The organism is Mammaliicoccus sp. P-M58, from assembly GCF_022386165.1.
In the GTDB taxonomy this organism is placed as follows: Bacteria; Bacillota; Bacilli; order Staphylococcales; family Staphylococcaceae; genus Mammaliicoccus; species Mammaliicoccus sciuri.
Genome location: NZ_JAJNJI010000002.1, coordinates 242,997 through 259,870, shown reverse-complemented (window position 1 = coordinate 259,870; position 16,874 = coordinate 242,997). Strand labels below are relative to the sequence as shown.

The 16,874-nt window shown below is 33.4% G+C and carries 17 protein-coding genes; 8 read left to right on the top strand and 9 right to left on the bottom strand.

What is annotated here, in order from left to right; all coding sequences use genetic code 11:
- The first annotated feature begins 41 nt into the window (after positions 1–41).
- Both LQ694_RS03585 and LQ694_RS03580 read left to right on the top strand, forming a co-directional pair.
- Positions 42–896 (top strand): ABC transporter permease family protein, encoded by an 855-nt coding sequence (locus LQ694_RS03585; protein WP_218697044.1) that lies wholly within the window; start codon positions 42–44, stop codon positions 894–896.
- Positions 893–1,789, top strand: coding sequence for an ABC transporter permease subunit (locus tag LQ694_RS03580; RefSeq protein WP_218697043.1), 897 nt, complete (start codon positions 893–895; stop codon positions 1,787–1,789). Before LQ694_RS03585 ends, LQ694_RS03580 begins: the two co-directional genes overlap by 4 nt.
- Positions 1,790–1,953: 164 nt before the next feature.
- Here the strand turns inward: LQ694_RS03580 and LQ694_RS03575 are convergent, their stop codons facing one another.
- Positions 1,954–3,585, bottom strand: a complete 1,632-nt coding sequence (locus tag LQ694_RS03575; protein WP_218697042.1) for a ribulokinase — start codon at positions 3,583–3,585, stop codon at positions 1,954–1,956.
- A gap of 161 nt (positions 3,586–3,746) precedes the next feature.
- Between LQ694_RS03575 and LQ694_RS03570 the strand changes: the two genes are divergently transcribed.
- The 3 genes from LQ694_RS03570 to LQ694_RS03560 all read left to right on the top strand — a co-directional run bounded on the left by LQ694_RS03570 (position 3,747) and on the right by LQ694_RS03560 (position 6,905).
- Positions 3,747–4,817 carry an alcohol dehydrogenase catalytic domain-containing protein gene (locus LQ694_RS03570; RefSeq protein ID WP_218697040.1) on the top strand — a complete coding sequence of 357 codons (1,071 nt, stop codon included), beginning with the start codon at positions 3,747–3,749 and terminating at the stop codon, positions 4,815–4,817.
- A 26-nt stretch (positions 4,818–4,843) separates the two neighbouring features.
- The gene (locus LQ694_RS03565) at positions 4,844–6,079 is read left to right on the top strand and encodes an MFS transporter (RefSeq protein ID WP_370688583.1); all 1,236 of its coding nucleotides are present in this window, start codon (positions 4,844–4,846) and stop codon (positions 6,077–6,079) included.
- Between the two features lie 64 nt (positions 6,080–6,143).
- On the top strand, positions 6,144–6,905 hold the full coding sequence (locus LQ694_RS03560) for a DeoR/GlpR family DNA-binding transcription regulator (RefSeq protein WP_218697036.1): 762 nt from the start codon (positions 6,144–6,146) through the stop codon (positions 6,903–6,905).
- Positions 6,906–7,104: 199 nt separating this feature from the next.
- Here LQ694_RS03560 and LQ694_RS03555 read toward each other — a convergent pair whose 3' ends face one another.
- The 5 genes from LQ694_RS03555 to LQ694_RS03535 are packed head-to-tail and all read right to left on the bottom strand — an operon-like array spanning position 7,105 to position 10,670.
- Complete coding sequence (locus tag LQ694_RS03555) at positions 7,105–7,887, bottom strand: amino acid ABC transporter ATP-binding protein (RefSeq protein WP_196968711.1); 783 nt, start codon at positions 7,885–7,887, stop codon at positions 7,105–7,107.
- A complete protein-coding gene (locus LQ694_RS03550) occupies positions 7,888–8,592 on the bottom strand; it encodes an amino acid ABC transporter permease (RefSeq protein WP_218697034.1) in 705 nt (234 codons plus the stop codon).
- An 11-nt stretch (positions 8,593–8,603) separates the two neighbouring features.
- The gene (locus LQ694_RS03545) at positions 8,604–9,317 is read right to left on the bottom strand and encodes an amino acid ABC transporter permease (protein ID WP_196968713.1); all 714 of its coding nucleotides are present in this window, start codon (positions 9,315–9,317) and stop codon (positions 8,604–8,606) included.
- 18 nt (positions 9,318–9,335) lie between these two features.
- Positions 9,336–10,127 (bottom strand): transporter substrate-binding domain-containing protein, encoded by a 792-nt coding sequence (locus LQ694_RS03540; protein WP_196968714.1) that lies wholly within the window; start codon positions 10,125–10,127, stop codon positions 9,336–9,338.
- A gap of 15 nt (positions 10,128–10,142) precedes the next feature.
- Positions 10,143–10,670, bottom strand: coding sequence for a GNAT family N-acetyltransferase (locus LQ694_RS03535; protein WP_196968715.1), 528 nt, complete (start codon positions 10,668–10,670; stop codon positions 10,143–10,145).
- Positions 10,671–11,011: 341 nt separating this feature from the next.
- On the opposite strand from LQ694_RS03535, the gene LQ694_RS03530 reads away from it, so the two are divergent.
- Both LQ694_RS03530 and LQ694_RS03525 read left to right on the top strand, forming a co-directional pair.
- Positions 11,012–12,028: an MsnO8 family LLM class oxidoreductase gene (locus LQ694_RS03530; protein ID WP_196968716.1), complete on the top strand. Its 1,017-nt coding sequence runs from the start codon at positions 11,012–11,014 to the stop codon at positions 12,026–12,028.
- Positions 12,025–13,350 (top strand): LLM class flavin-dependent oxidoreductase, encoded by a 1,326-nt coding sequence (locus LQ694_RS03525; RefSeq protein ID WP_196968717.1) that lies wholly within the window; start codon positions 12,025–12,027, stop codon positions 13,348–13,350. The genes LQ694_RS03530 and LQ694_RS03525 overlap by 4 nt, the downstream gene beginning before the upstream one ends.
- A gap of 482 nt (positions 13,351–13,832) precedes the next feature.
- On the opposite strand, the gene LQ694_RS03520 is transcribed toward LQ694_RS03525, so the two are convergent.
- The 3 genes from LQ694_RS03520 to LQ694_RS03510 form a co-directional block, all read right to left on the bottom strand.
- On the bottom strand, positions 13,833–14,528 hold the full coding sequence (locus LQ694_RS03520; RefSeq protein WP_196968718.1) for a type 1 glutamine amidotransferase domain-containing protein: 696 nt from the start codon (positions 14,526–14,528) through the stop codon (positions 13,833–13,835).
- Between the two features lies 1 nt (position 14,529).
- The gene (locus LQ694_RS03515) at positions 14,530–15,453 is read right to left on the bottom strand and encodes an NAD-dependent epimerase/dehydratase family protein (protein ID WP_196968719.1); all 924 of its coding nucleotides are present in this window, start codon (positions 15,451–15,453) and stop codon (positions 14,530–14,532) included.
- A 77-nt stretch (positions 15,454–15,530) separates the two neighbouring features.
- A complete protein-coding gene (locus LQ694_RS03510) occupies positions 15,531–15,848 on the bottom strand; it encodes an ArsR/SmtB family transcription factor (RefSeq protein ID WP_096791533.1) in 318 nt (105 codons plus the stop codon).
- A gap of 137 nt (positions 15,849–15,985) precedes the next feature.
- Here LQ694_RS03510 and bla point away from each other — a divergent pair, with 137 nt between their 5' ends.
- A complete protein-coding gene (gene bla, locus LQ694_RS03505; RefSeq protein ID WP_196968720.1) occupies positions 15,986–16,840 on the top strand; it encodes a BlaZ-like penicillin-hydrolyzing class A beta-lactamase in 855 nt (284 codons plus the stop codon).
- Positions 16,841–16,874: the final 34 nt, after the last annotated feature.

Genomic DNA, 16,874 nt, shown 5'->3' with positions numbered 1-16,874 from the left:
GAAGTTATACATATTATCTTTAGAAAGTAGGTAAATGCTTTATGAGAAAATTATTCAATTTCACCATGACGATAATTGCATTCTTATTATTAGCGTGTTTGCCTGCTTTATTTGATGATCAACGTTTTAGTTTCTTGAACTATCTTAATGCCTTGAAGTCGACATTTTTATACATATTTCATCCTCAAGATATTATATTTACAAATAAAATATCACATGTTGAACGCAGTTTATTTCCGTTCTTTATTGAACCTTGGATAAATACTATTGTGATTTTGTTTGCTGCGCTATTGTTAGCTTTTATCGTATCTTTATTATTTACATACCTTTTATATGTTAATGACCATATTAAAAAATGGTATTTAAAAATTAATACGGTTCTATCTATTATCCCGGATATATTTTACATACCTTTTTCTATTTCATTGGTGATATTATTTTATCGATATACAGATATTCTATTGTTTAATGTAGCGAATAGTTCAGAGGATAAAGCTTTAATATTCCCTATTTTGGTGCTATCGATTATACCTTTAGTGAGTAGTGTGACATTTTTAAGTAGTATTCTAGATGATGTATCTCGTGCAGATTATATTGAATTTTCTAGAACGAAGGGTTTATCAAATGTAGAGCTATATTTTAAACACATATTAAGGAATTTGTTTGCATCATATTTAATCAATTTTAAACATATTATTTGGATCACGCTTTCAAGTTTATTACTTTTGGAAAGAATCTTTAACATGCACGGTTTGTTATCATTTATATTTGATTACGGCTCTCCAGAAGTATTATTTGTCACGTTTATATTGATTTATGCACCTGTATCTCTCGCCATATTTATGAGTCATAAAGTGTTATTTACCATCACTGGCGTAAGGGGAGGGTTATCATGAAGAAATTTTATATACTATTAACGTTACTTATCTTACCTGCGCTAGTTGGTGTAATTTATTTTGATTTACTAAACATCACGCCTAAACCTATGAATTTTCTATACAATTCTAATGGGGATATTATGAAAAGCTCGCCATTTGCACCTAGCTTTAAAGCATTGTTTGGTGTGGATGCCGCTTCTAAAAACATGTTATTTGAAGTGTTATCCGGATATCGTATCACTTTACTGATTATCATCGTCATATCAAGTTTATCGGTTCTTTGTTCAATTGTAATGGGAACTTATTTAGCATTTAATCGCAAAACAACAAGTATTTACAGTGTCTTTTCTAATGCTTTATTTTATATTCCTCAATCTATATTAGCGTATATTTTATTACAACCTTTGCTATATGAAACAATAGATGGCTTTACGACTACTATGCAATTTAGAATGACTTACAATATCATCATTCTTACAATCTTAATGATCCCGACGACTACTATGCTGATAAAAGAATCAACCCAGCACATATTAAATCAAGACTATATCGAAGCTGCTTATACCATTAGTCCTAATGATAAACATATTTTTATCAAACAAGTATTACCTAACATACAAACTCAATATTTGATCATATTTTTGAGAATATGTTTTCAAACCCTACTCGTCATGACACACCTAGCCTTCTTCAAAATATTCTTCGGAGGCACGAAGGTTTGCTACGGACCCGCATGCGAAATTATAGAACGACCAAGCATCAATGACTTAAGCAGTTTATTAAGCTTTCACTCAAATGAGCTAACAACAAACTGGTGGATATTCTACGCACCATTAGTTGGCATATTATATATATTTATCATTATTAATTTGATGTCTCAGGAATTGAAGAGATCAATACTTAAATATTAAAAAGCCGAGACATCGGACGTCTCGGCTTTTAACTATATTACTGGATTGTATGAAATTGGCGCACGATACCTTTGGAGTCTTCGTGCGATACGACCTAATTTGAACCCTAACTGCACGATATCTTTCAGTCTTCGTGCACCCATGACCGCCCTCAACTCTCTATTTTATTCAGCCAACGCTAAGACTGACTTCATGATTCTTGCCTTTTTATAGCCATGTATGTCATGTAGTTCTTTATATGCATTAAAGAGTGTTTCATAGTTCTCCACTTTATTTGTTGTTGGTTCTATTTCGTATAGTACTGGTTCTTTCATTGCTTGTGCCGCTTTTTTGACAGTTTGATAAGCGCCTCCTGCTACTGCGCCTAATATTGCAGCCCCTATTGCTGGGGCACACTCGCTATCTATAACGGTTACTTTCTTATTGAGTACATTTGCATATATTTCCATAAGCAATTTATTACGTTTCGGTATACCGCCACATGCAAATACATCTTCAACATGCATACCCCAATCTTCATATTGTTTCATAATCATCTTTGTACCATATGCTGTTGCTTCAAGATATGCGCGATAAATATCTTCATATTTCGTGTGTAATGTCAGTCCAAATATACTACCTCTCAAACTACTATCACTTAGTACACTTCTATTGCCGTTATGCCAATCTAAAGCGATTAATCCACTTTCTCCTGGCATTTTATGACTTGATTTTTCTTCTAACAATTGATGAATGGAAATCCCCTTTTCATCCGCTTCTTCACAATATGCTTTTGGTGCTTGATTAACTGTAAATTCGAATAAATCTCCAACTGCTGATTGCCCTGCTTCATATGCATATAGTTCAGGAATAATGGCACCTTTTACTGACCCAGATATACCTGGTACTTTTTTCTGCTCATTACTTAACATTAAATGACATGTACTTGTACCCATCACCATCGTCATTTGCCCTTCTCTTTCTGAACCAATGCCTAATAAACTAGAATGTGCATCAATGATAAATGGGCTCACTTGTGTTTGTTTTGACAAGCCTAATTTAGACGCCATTTCTGGTGATATGTAACCTGCAGATTCACCAACATTAATAACAGGTGCTTCTAACTTTTCTGATACGACATTGGATAATGATTCATCAACTTTATCGAATAAATCATAATGAAAACCATTTTCTTTTTCCCAAAATGATTTAAAACCTAAACCACAGTTAGATCTAATGTTCTGATTGGTTAATTTATTTACAATCCAATCACCTGCATCCATAATGGCATACGATTCTTTAATAACTTCAGGTGCCTTATTCATAACTTCCATTATTTTTGGAATCATCCATTCACTACTTACGTTATATCCATAGTTTCCTAACCATCGTTGTTTTTGATTAATGGCTGTTTCATACAATAATTTAGCCTCTTCTTCTGCACCGTGATGTTTCCATAGCTTTACATATGCATGCGGATTATCTTCAAATCCTGATTTAGTATGGATTGGATTCATATTTTCATCAACAAATACAACAGTAGATGACGTAAAATCAATGCCTAGTCCAACAATCTCATCAGCATTAATCTTAGCATCATCAATGACATAAGGAATACCTTCTTCTAATACTTCTAAATAATCATTACCATTTTGTAATGAAAAGCCATGAGGTAACTTTTGATCATGTAAATATTCATCAATCGTGCCATGTGTATATGTTTTTATAAATTGAGAAATAATTTTTCCGTCTTCTGTTTGAACGAGAAAGACCCTACCTGAACCCGTTCCATAATCTATCCCTATACTGTAAGTCATTTATATAACCTCCTAATTGAAAGCGCTCACTCATTATAATAAGCATAAATGAACACAAAATCAATAAAAATGAACAAATTTTGTTGACATTATTGTATAAACGAGTATATTATACCCATATAAACACAAATGAACTTTATATATCGGGGGAATGAGCACAAATGAACAAAGAGATAATTTCACGCGCTTATAGACTAACAGAGCCTGGCGTCTTTCAAGAAACAAATATTAAACATGATTATGGAGAGAATGATGTCATTATCAAACCTATTAAAGCAAGTGTATGTCATGCAGATTTAAGATATTACACAGGAAATCGTCGTCCAGAAGCTTTAAAGAAGAAATTACCTATGGCTTTATTCCACGAAGGTATTGGAATCGTTGAAGATTCTAATCATGAACATATTAAAGCAGGCGATAAAGTTGTCATCGTACCTAATATACCATCTAGATTACAAAAAGGTGATTTTGAAGAAACAGAATTACAAGATAACTACGATGAGAACGCCGTATTTATGGGTAGTGGCTATGATGGTATTTGCCAAAGTCAATTAGTGATTCATGGTGATAACGTCGTAAAAGTACCTGAAGATTTAGACGAAGATGTCGCACTCTTGGCAGAACTTTGTTCCGTTTCACTATTTCCTATTAATCAGTTGAAACAAATCACTACTGAAGGATCACCAAAAGTAGCTGTATTTGGAGATGGTCCTGTCGGTTATTTAGCCGCAACTGCATTACATTTTATTCACGGAATAGAGAAAGAGAACTTAATTGTATTTGGAGCTGTTGAAGAAAAGTTAAATGAATTCAGCACTTTCGCGACAACTCACCTCGTCTTCGATTATGATTTCAAAAATGCTTCAGGTATACACACTGTCTTTGAATGTACAGGTGGTAAATTCTCTGAATCAGCTATTAACCAAGCAATTGATTTAATAGATAGACAAGGAAATCTCATCTTAATGGGTGTGACTGAAGAATTAGTACCTATTAACACAAGAGATATTTTAGAAAAAGGCTTAACGTTATCAGGAAGTTCACGTAGTACAAAAAGAGAGTTTGAACAATTAATTTCTTATTTCGAGAACAAAGATTATCAAGAAGCATTACGTAAATTAATTCCTGAAAATTACTACGATATTAAAGAAATAAAAGATTTAAATCATGCAATGGATGATGCAGCAGCGCATAAGGGATGGAAAAAGACTTACTTAAAATATAATTGGTAAACAATCAAATAAGGGGATGATGAATGATGAATACAAATCAAACTGTATTAGGTATGCCTAGAAAAATCGTATGGGGTTATATTGGGATACTTATCTTCATGATGGGTGACGGGTTAGAAATTGGATGGCTAAGTCCATGGTTACATGAACAAGGCTTTTCTATTAGAGAAACGAGTATTCTCTTTGCAAGTTATGGTGTAACAATTGCCATTTCAAGTTGGTTTAGTGGTGTTCTTGCCGAATCGCTTGGTGGTAAGAAGACTATGGCACTCGGTTTATTCTTATATATATTAGGAACGATATTCTTTGTTGGCTTTGCTATACCGTCTGAGAACTTAGCATTGATGATGCCAGCATATGCTTTAAGAGGATTCGGTTATCCTTTATTTGCATATTCATTCTTAGTTTGGATTTCTTACAGAGCTGAACAAAAACAATTAGGATCTGCAGTAGGATGGTTCTGGTTTGTCTTCACTGGTGGATTAAATGTTTTAGGTGCAGTTTATTCTATATTTGCTATCGAAGTATTAGGTCATATTAACACATTATGGAGTTCATTATTCTGGGTACTATTAGGTGGTGTGTTTGCATTATTCGTAAACCGAGATACATTACCAACGAATAAAGGTAACTCTAAAGAAAAGCTTGCTGAAATATTTAAAGGTATTACCATTATGAAAGATGAACCTAAAGTATTATTAGGTGGTATTGTGCGTGTAATCAACACAACTGCACAATTTGCATTCCCAGTATTTTTACCAATATACTTAGCGTCATTTGGTATTCCAACATCAAAATGGTTAGGTGTATGGTCTGCGATCTTTATTTCAAACATTGCCTTTAACCTCATCTTTGGTATTGTCGGAGATAAAATTGGTTGGCGCAATACGATTATGCTATTTGGTGGTGTTGGATGTGGTATTACAACATTACTTATCGGTTACATTCCATTATGGACGGATGGTAATTTAGTCCTCCTTACAATAGTCGGTATTATTTGGGGTGCTTTATTAGCTGCTTATGTACCACTTTCAGCATTAGTACCTTCACTCGTAACAAAAGACAAAGGTGCAGCACTTGCTGTATTAAATTTAGGTGCAGGGTTACCTGTATTTATTGGACCAATGATTGTAAACTTATTTATCGATATTGTTGATGCAAGAGGTGTCATTTGGATCCTTGCTATACTATATTTCATTAGCTCAATTCTTACTTACTTTATTAAGTTGCCAAATAACACGTTACAAGAGCCTGAAGTATAAAAAAGAGACATCAATACTTTAAATTTTGATATAATAGAATAAATATCATGATGGAGATGTTTCTATGTTACCTGCAGAACGTGAACAAAATATTATTAATTTTTTAAAACAGCATAAAAAAGCAACCGTACATGAATTATCTGTTGCATTTGACGTTCATGATGCAACAATTCGTAGAGATTTGAAAAATTTAGAACAGTTTAACCATATAAAGAGAACGCATGGTGGTGTCGTACTAATAAGCAATGAAGTTGTAGATGAATTAGATTTTGACGATAGAGAATCTAGTCATAAAGCTCAAAAAGAAGCAATTGGTAAAAAAGCAGTTGAATTTGTAGAAGATCGAGATACGATTATTATCGATTCCGGATCCACAACATTACAATTCGCTAAACATTTAGTCGATAAATCAGATTTAACTATTATCACAAATGATATCCATATCGCTTCAATCTTAAATTCATCTCAGAACAAAATCATCGTAACTGGTGGCATCTTGTATAAAAACAACTATATATTAAACGGCCAAATTACTAACCAAACATTAGCTGGCCTTAATCCAGCCAAGTTATTTTTAGGAACACCAGCCGTACACGCAGAACGAGGCGTAACACATTATAGTTCTGAATTATCACCAGCTAAAGAACTGATGGTTTCACAAGCTAAAGAAGTATACTTATTAGCTGATAGTTCTAAATTCGACAAAGTATCCTTACACAATATCTGCCCTATTTCAGATATTGATGTCATCATCACAGATGATACAAACAACAACTACGATATAGAAAAATATAAAGAAAAAGTAGGAAAAATGGTTATTACGTAAGTATATTAAAAAGCCGAGACGTCCGTCGTCTCGGCTTTTAACTATATTACTGGATTGTATGAATTGGGCGCACGATATCTTGTAGTCTTCGTGCGATATGGCCTGATTTTACCTCGTAGCGCACGATATCTCGCATTCTTCGTGCGCTCAAGTCCGAACATAAAAAGACTCGACACATAACATGCCCAGTCTAGTTTCATTATAGTGTATGTTGTAATTGTCGTTGTTCTTTTAATTCGAATATATAATCTGGCGAAACTTTTTGTAAGAATTTTTTTGTGCGTTCTTGTTTGGGATAATTGAAAATTTCATGAGGTGTGCCCTCTTCAATGACTTTGCCTTGGTCCATAAAGACAACTTTGTCAGCGACATGTTTTGCAAATTCCATTTCGTGTGTGACGACAACCATAGTGACACCTTGATTTGCAATTTTGAGCATGACTTCTAATACTTCTCCTACCAGTTCGGGATCTAGTGAGGCAGTTGGTTCGTCGAAAAGAATAATTTCAGGATTAATCGCGAGTGCTCTAGCTATACCAGCTCTTTGCTGCTGACCGCCTGATAATTGACTTGGATATTGGTCGAGTTTATCACCTAACCCTACTTTTTCTAGCTCTGAAATTGCAATTTCTACTGCTTCTTTTTTTGTTTTTTTCTGTACGACAATAAGCGCTTCTGTTACATTTTGAAGAATTGTTTTATGTTTAAATAAATTGTAATGTTGGAAGACCATTGAGGTTCTTTTTCTCAGTTCTAGAATATCTTGTTGATTGGTTTTATTTACATTAATAAGCTTGTTACCAACAATAATTTCACCTTGTTCTGGTTTTTCAAGTAGATTTAAGGAACGTAATAATGTTGTCTTTCCAGAACCACTTGGCCCTAGAATAGCAATAACTTCTCCTGTTTTTACCGATAAATCAACGCCTTTAAGTACTTCTACACCTTTGAAACTTTTAACTATATTTTTAGCTTGAAACATTTAAAATTCCTCCTTATATACGGATCGTCTTTTTTCAGCGATACTTTGGATGTATTCAATGATTAAACTTAATATCCAGTAAATAATACCTGCAGCTATAAACGCTTCTAAAAATGAATAATTATCTGCAGCCACAATATTGGCAGTGCCAGTAATTTCAGGTACGGCTATGATTGATGCAATTGAAGTCGTATGTAAAAATCCAATTAGCAAATTAGTGAAGTTAGGGAAAGCAATATCAATAGCTTGAGGCAACAATATTCTTTGGAACACTTCTTTATGTGTCATTCCGGTTGAATAAGCCGCTTCAATTTGACCATGGTCAACAGATATGATGCCTGACCTTATAATTTCAGTTAAATATGCACTGGCAGTTAATGATAATGCCATAATGACAAATACTACGACAGGTATTTTGTTAGGATCAACTGAAATATGAATGAAATCGGCAACTAATTTTATAAGAGCTGGTAGACCTAAATATATAAGCATAATGTGCAATATAGCAGGTGTACTTCTGAAAAATGATGTGTAAAAATGCGAGAGTGGTTCCATAAATTTAATGTGTCTTATTTGAATAAAGGATATTACAATTGCAATTAATAAACCGAATATTATTGGTAATATGGTCATTAAAATAGTTAAAGGAATGACTTTAACCATCGCTTGTAACGCCACGCCTATAAAGGGAATATCAAGGTTCATCTCATCACTCCTTAAATTTTCAAATCATATACTGTAGTAAGTGAATCTCCTTTACGTGTCAACTGACTTACTTTAGAGAATAATTTTTCTAATAATATTGCAGTTAAATAATAAATGATAGCTAGAGAAACGTAGACTTCTAATGAGTGATTACTTGAAGAAATTAATGTTTCCCCACGGCCAGACATATCCATGACACCAATCGTAAATGCCAATGATGTATCTTTTAAAAATCCAATAATCGTATTGCCGAAATTGGGTAATGCTTGGTACATCGCTTGTGGAAAAATGACTCTCACAAAAGTTTGACGTTTTGTCAGTGCAATACTATAAGCAGCATCAGATTGATCTTTTCCAACGCTATTGACTGCACCTCTCATAATTTCAGCTATACTTGCACCACTACCTAGCGCATAAGTGACGATGGCTGCATATAATGGTGGAATATTAGATGTATCAATACCCAATAACATGGTGATAGCTGGTATACCATAGAACACAATAAACAATTGAATGATTATTGGTGTACCTCTGAAAAAGGATATATAAATAGTACTTAACTGATTTAATATAGGTACTTTATATATTTTAGTGAGTGCGATTAAAAGTCCGATAACAAACCCAATCATGAGGGATAATGTCAAAATATATAAAGTAGTAGGTAAGTATTTTATAAGTTTTGGTAAAAAATCTAATATAAGTGTGACATCAAAGTATTTGTCCAATGCAAATCACTTCCTTAATCAATAAGAAGATTTAGCATAGTTTTCACCAAGCCATTTCTTACTTAATTTTTCTAGCGTACCATCTTCTTTAATTTCTTTTAGTGCTTTATCTACATCTTTACTGAGAGGTTTATTTTGCTTGTTGAACATAAAGTAAACTTTAGAATTAGATAATACTGGTCCTACTGATTTTTGTTTAATTGGGCTTGTTTTATTCTGAAAATCAACTGCAAAAGGTGTTGTGACTGTTGCATCAGCTCTTCCTGTTTTTAATTGATTAGCTGTGTCATTAGAACCTTGTCCAGCATATCCAATATCAAAGTTATCATTTTGTTTCTTAGATACTTTTTTAATAACAGGTACGGAGTTACTAGATGCAGAAACGACGACTTTTTTACCTTTTAAGTCTTTAGGATCTTTAATTTCATTGTTATCCTTTAAGACCGAAAGCTTTAAAGGAAACACACTATAAGGCGTTTCATTGAATAAGAATTTTTTTGAGCGCTCATCACTTTTTTCCATTTGATGTGCAACCATATCGACTTTATTTTGCCCTAAACTTACTAATAAATTTGAGAAATTCATTGTTTTGAATTTAAATTTATAATTAGGTAATCGTTTATCAATTTCTTTAACAAGTTCGACGTCATAACCAGTTAATTCACCGTCTTTATCTATAAAGCAAATGTTAGGGAATTGTGTTCCAGTCCCGACATTAATGGTTTCGACTTTGGACTTACTTTTAGCAGAGCATCCTGAAAGTGCTATAAGTAATGCAAATGTTATAACTAAGCTTAATAATTTTTTCATAGAGACCTCCAATAATTATTGTTGTAGTAGTGTTTTATCAAATGAATGAGGTATTAATTCTTTATACATTCGTACAACTAAATCATCGTAATCAGTTTCAATTTCTTCATAAACTTTGTAACCTCTCCCTATGTACATATCCAATAACCATGGGTGTTTTTTTGCTGAAGTTCCTAAAGTTAGTGCGGGAGACTTTAGTGTATTTTTTAAAATGTCATTTTCAACATAATCTAATAAGGTTCTACCTATGCCTTGTCCTTTAAATTTAGGTTTAGTCGCAAACCACCAAATGAATGGATATCGTGAATCAAATTCTGCAGACTCCCATGGAAATCTAATCGTAACTGTTGATGCAATTTCTCCATCCTTTTCTAATACATATGTAGAATTACTTTCAAGATTCTTTTTCGCTGCATCCAGATCTACTCGAACTGATGGCCAATCAATGCCAAGTTCTTTCAAAGGTACGTATGCTTCTTTAATAAGAGAAAGATATTCATCCCAGTCCCCATATGTTGCTAATCTAATATTATATTGGCTCATTTTATTCACTCCTATTTGTTCGAAAATATAGTTTAAAATACTTATTTATACTATTCCGATAGATTTAGTATGTTTTAAACATTACAACTTGCTCAACTCTGTGTCAATAGTTATTTTTTTAATTTTTTAAAAATTTAAAAACCTATATTAGTTATACAAAACTCTAGGCATGACGCTGATGATGTAATGGATAAATAACTATGAGCCGAGTACATAACCGTCTTAAACTTAATATTTTATTAATTCCGAGTAATTAGATATGTATACTTGACATAAAAGCGTATTGTATTTAGTATTGCTATCATATTCAATTTTCAGAAAGTTAAAAGGGGGTTTATAAGATGGATTTTAGTATTCTTAATCAAGTGCCAATCTCACATAATGGAACTGCACAACAGGCGCTTAAGCACGCTATAGAATTAGCAGTAGTTGCAGAAGAAACTGGTTATGCACGTTATTTCGTAGCTGAACATCATAATACAAATAACCTTGTAAGTACTGCACCAGAAATAGTTGTTGCCCATTTATTAGCTAAAACAGAAAAAATCAATATTGGTACTGGTGGTATTATGTTACAGCATTACAATCCTTTTAAAGTTGTAGAGCAATTTCACTTACTTAATCAATTGGCACCAAATCGTGTTGATTTAGGTGTGGGTAAAGCACCCGGTGGATTACCATTGTCTACTGAAATACTTCAATATGAATTAGAAAAAGGGAAACAAAATTTTGATGAGAAGTTTAAATTATTGAATCAATTTAATCATGGAGATTTTGATTCATCACATAAATGGTCAAATATTAAAACAACTCAAAAAGAAAATAATTGGAACCCACCAAATGTATATTTACTTGGAGGCAGTGAGCATACTGCATCATTTGCTGCTAGTGAAAAAGTGAATTTCATATTTGCACATTTTATTAATGCTAACCAAGAAAATTTAGATCAAGCTCTTAAAACATATAAGAATCAATACCCTGATGGAAAAATCATTGTAGCCATAGCAACTGTTATTATCGATAATGATGCAGATGCACGCTTTGTAAAAGATTCTATGAAGAATTATAGAATTCATTTACATAATGGGAAATCCTTAAATTTAGGTTCACTTGAACAGGTAGAAGAATTTAAAGCTCAGACACATGATGCTTTTGAAGTAGAAGAAGTCGAAACAGAGATTATAAAAGGAAGTACGTACGAAGTAAATAAACAAATTGAAGAATTGAACCACTTAGATTTAATTGATGAAGTTATGTTACATATACCTGTAAATGATCATAAATTAAGAAAACAAACCATTCTTCACTTATCCCCTAAAAACCAATTAAATATTAAAGAGAAAGAGGAGATTAAATGAGTAAAAAAATAAAATTTGGTGTAATGCTTCATGGACCAGGTGGTCACATGCACGCATGGAAATCAGATGAAGTACCAAGTGATGCAAGTGTTAACTTTGACCACTATATTGATATTACTAAACGTGCTGAAAATGCTGGATTTAGCTTCGTTTTTGTCGCAGACGGCTTATTTATTAATGAGAAATCTATTCCACATTTTTTAAATCGATTTGAACCGATTACTTTACTGGCTTCTCTTGCTTCTGTTACGACACGAATTGGTTTGGTTGGAACAATATCTACTACATATAGCGAACCATTTACTATTGCAAGACAGTTGATGACAATAGATAAATTATCTAATGGACGTGCTGGTTGGAATATTGTAACATCACCATTAGAAGGTAGTGCCGATAATTATAATAAAGGCGAGCACCCCGAACACGACAAACGATATGATATCGCAAAAGAACATTTAGAAGTTGTACAAGGACTTTGGGATTCATACGAAGATGATGCATTTACGCGTAATGTGAATAAAGGTGAATATGTCGATACAAATAAAATGCACAAACTCAATTACGACGGTGAATATTATAAAGTTAAAGGTCCATTAAATATAAGTCGATCAGAACAAGGTCAACCTCTTATATTTCAAGCAGGGTCATCTTCCAAAGGAGTAGAATTTGCTGCTAAATATGCAGATGCAATTTTCACAAATGCTATAGATATTGAAAGTTCTAAAGAAAAGTATAAAAATATTAAATCAAAAGTACAAGCGCTTGGTAGGAACCCAGAAGAAGTAGGTGTATATCCTACGCTGTCTCCAATAATAGCTCCAACTGAAGCTGAAGCCGAAGAAAGATATAAATATATTCAAAATCTTGTAACTGTAGATGAAGCTTTAGATTATTTAGGACGATACTATGACCATCATGATTTTAAACAATATCCATTAGATGAACCATTTCCTGAATTAGGTGATGTTGGTAAAAATAGTTTTCGTTCTACGACTGAATCTATCGAAAAAAGAGCACGTGAAAATCATTTAACTTTAAGAGAAGTGGCATTAGAAGAAACTACAAGACGTTCATCATTTTTTGGTACATATGAACAAGTAGCACATCAGATTATAGAATGGATTGATGGAAAAGCGGCAGATGGTTTTATTTTAACACCTCATATACTTGGTAATGTATATAAAGAGTTTATAGAAAATGTTATACCTATCTTAGTAAAAGAAGGATACTATCAAACAAACTATGATTCTACAACATTAAGAAGCCATTTAGGCGTTCCATTTAAACCAAATAGATATGAACAACAAAGTATTAATATATAGCACTCTATCCTTTTCATGTTGAATTTTTCTAAAGCAGATTGTCTTCATGTTATTGAAGTTGGAATGCCTTGTATTATTAAAAAGCCGAGACGACGAACGTCTCGGCTTTTGTTTGTATTACGGGATTGTATGAATTGGGCGCACGATATCTCTCAGTCTTCGTGCGATACAGCCTGATTTGACCCCTTAGCGCACGATATCTTTCAGTCTTCGTGCGTTTGCCCCCGATTTTAACCCCTAGCGCACGATATCTCTCAGTCTTCGTGCGTTTGCCCCCGATTTTAACCCCTAACGCACGATATCTCTCAGTCTTCGTGCGATACGGCCTGATTTCACCCTCTAGCGCACGATATCTCTCAGTCTTCGTGCGATACGACCTGATTTCACCCTATAACGACGATATCTCGTAGTCTTCGTGCACTTTTGCCACAGCACCATGGCCAACAACTACATTCTCCTACACTAACCTCAGTCTTCCTGCGCTATTTTACTTCTCCACCCAATATGCGCGCAACGACTTGTGCGACTTGCTTTGGTGATTGTGGATTTTGTCCTGTAACGAGTCTGTTGTCTACTTGTACATATGGTCTGAATGGTACTTTTGCTTTACTGTATTTGGCATCTCGGATTTTAAGTTCACTTTCTAGCATAAACGGAACTAGACGTTTACGATTGGCTAATATTTCTTCTGCATTTGAAAATCCAGTGATCTGTTTACGATCGATAAAGTACCTGCCGCTTTCATCTTTCACATTCAATAATGCTGCGATGCCGTGGCACACTGCTGCGACAACGCCACCGTGTCGATATACTTCATTAACAGCATCTTGAATATACGTATTATCTGGAAAATCAAACATCACACCATGTCCGCCGGTAAAGTAAATGACTTCATATGTTTCAGGATTTGCTTCACGAATAGATGGACTGTTTTTAAGCTTCTCCATAAAAGTATGATCGTTATAATAAGCCTTTGTTACTTTATCTAACATTAGTGGATTAAGACTTACCGGATCAATAGGTGTTTCACCACCGTTTATGTTAAATAAATCTATTTGATAATCTTCTGAATTAAAATAATCATAAAAATGAACGAGTTCACCTAGCCACAGTCCTGTTGGTTTACGTGTCCCTTCATAATACTCTGCACTAGTATTAACAATCATGATTTTCTTCATATTACGATTCTCCTTTTAAGATGTTTTTAATGCCTTCTTCATAAGTTGTCACTTTAAAATCAGGAAATCTTTCTTTAAATTTATCGGACTTAAAGACGTTATCATATTTATATCTTGGTAATAATTCAGTAAGTTCTTTAACTTGCTGGTTAAATAGACTACCTAATTTAAATACCCACATTGGCACTGTCATATACTTAATCTTCTTATTTAAGACTTTCTCTGCTTTTTTCAAAATATCTTTATAAGACACACTATCATCTGTTGGTAAATGCCAAGTCTCACCGTAAGCATCAGGTGTATTACCTAACAATGCTAAGGCACGACTTGCATCAGGTGTCCATATAAGTGTACGTAACACAGAAACATTAACCGGTACTAATGCACGTTTACCTGCTTTCACACGATTAAATACTAATGAATTGGTAAAGCTTTGCGTCAATCCTGGTCCGTAGAACTCAGGAGCTCGACCAATAACAGCATTAATAGATTGATCTTTCATAGCTGATAACAGCATTTCAGCTATATCAGCACGTACTTGTGATTTACGACCTTCTGGTACAAATGGACTGTCTTCAACCTGTACGTTATCGTTTTTCTCATACATATACGTATTATCAAAGAATGCCAGTTTCGTATTCGTTTCTTGGCATGCTTTAATGACATTCCTCATAATCACTGGAAAGCGTTCTTCCCACATTCCTGAATTTGCAGGTAACCCAACAGCAAAATATACTATTTCACTACCTTCTACTGCTTTAAGTGTATCTTCGTATTTCATTAAATCAGCAGCTACTAACTCGTCTGTCTCATGAATTTTCTTAGGCTTTCTACCTACTAAACGTATATCTTTCGTATAATTTCTATATATTTCTTTAGCAATTTCTTGCCCTATTTGTCCGTTACTTCCTAAAATTGTTTGCATATCGAATACTCCTTATATCATTTATTAGTTTCTTATATCAATAGGTTTAAACATATAAACATATTGATTAAAAAATTTTATGCTTTTTCTTTATTTTTAATATTTTCTTCTAAAGAAGCTGTCAGTTCTTTCAACCAAAGTAATGCATCATCTAAATCAGAACGGTAATATCTTTCCAATCCAATTTGCTCAACAGTCAACAAGCCCACTTCATACATTAATTTCAAATGATGAGATACAGCTGGACGCGAAATCGTAAGTCGTTCAGTAATTTGATTAACCGTTAATTGTTCTTCTCTACATAATAGAACAAGAATTTGTTGGCGCTTCTCATCTTGAAGAATATTCAATAACTTCGAACCCCTCTTAAATACCTCCATCGTCTTGTCTTCCATGTCGTCTCTCCTTAACAAATCGTTTCAATGATTATTATATACCACGTATAGCATGTGTAAGTCAAAAGAGAAGATTGTTCACACAATCATATTATTAATATGATAGTATATATACCAAGTCTAAGGAGGTATACGTAATGAAGAAATTGATAATAATGATTGCATCTATTTTGTTACTCAGCGCCTGTAGTACTGCTGATGCGACAACGCAAGATTTGAAGAAGGTAGAAGATAAATATGATGCTAATATAGGTGTTTATGCTTTAAATACTGCAACTGATGAAGAAATTACATTTAATGAAGATAAGAGATTTGCCTATGCTTCAACTTTCAAAGCTGTAAGTAGTGCGATGTTACTTGAAAAGACACCTCACAATGAATTAAATAAAAAAGTTCATGTTAGTAAAGAAGACATTGTGCCATACTCGCCTGTATTAGAAAAATTTATCAATAAAGACATCACAATCAAAAAATTAATAGAAGCAACGATGTTATACAGTGATAATACTGCTAATAATATGATTATTGAAGAATTAGGTGGCTATAAAGAAGTTAATAAAAGGCTAAAGTCATTAGATGATAAGACTACTAAACCTTCTAGAATGGAACCTGAATTAAACAATTATGATCCAAAGAATAATAGAGATACGTCAACACCAAAAGCTTTCGGAAAAACACTCAATAAACTCATCAACGATGGTCGTTTATCAAAAGAAAACAAAGCATTCTTAATCGATTTAATGATTAATAACAAAAGTGGAGATACTTTAATCAAAAAAGGTGCACCAAAGAACTTTAAAGTTGCAGATAAGAGCGGACAAGCAATCACTTACGCATCAAGAAATGATGTAGCTTTCGTATACCCTAAAGGTGAATCAAAACCAATTGTTCTAGTTATATTCACAAACAAAGAAGGCAAGACAGACAAACCAAACGACAAAGTCATCAGTGAAACAGCTAAAGTCGTATTAGAAAAATTTAATGATAAGTAGGAATAAGATATAAAAAGCAGCCTAAGGTCTTGAA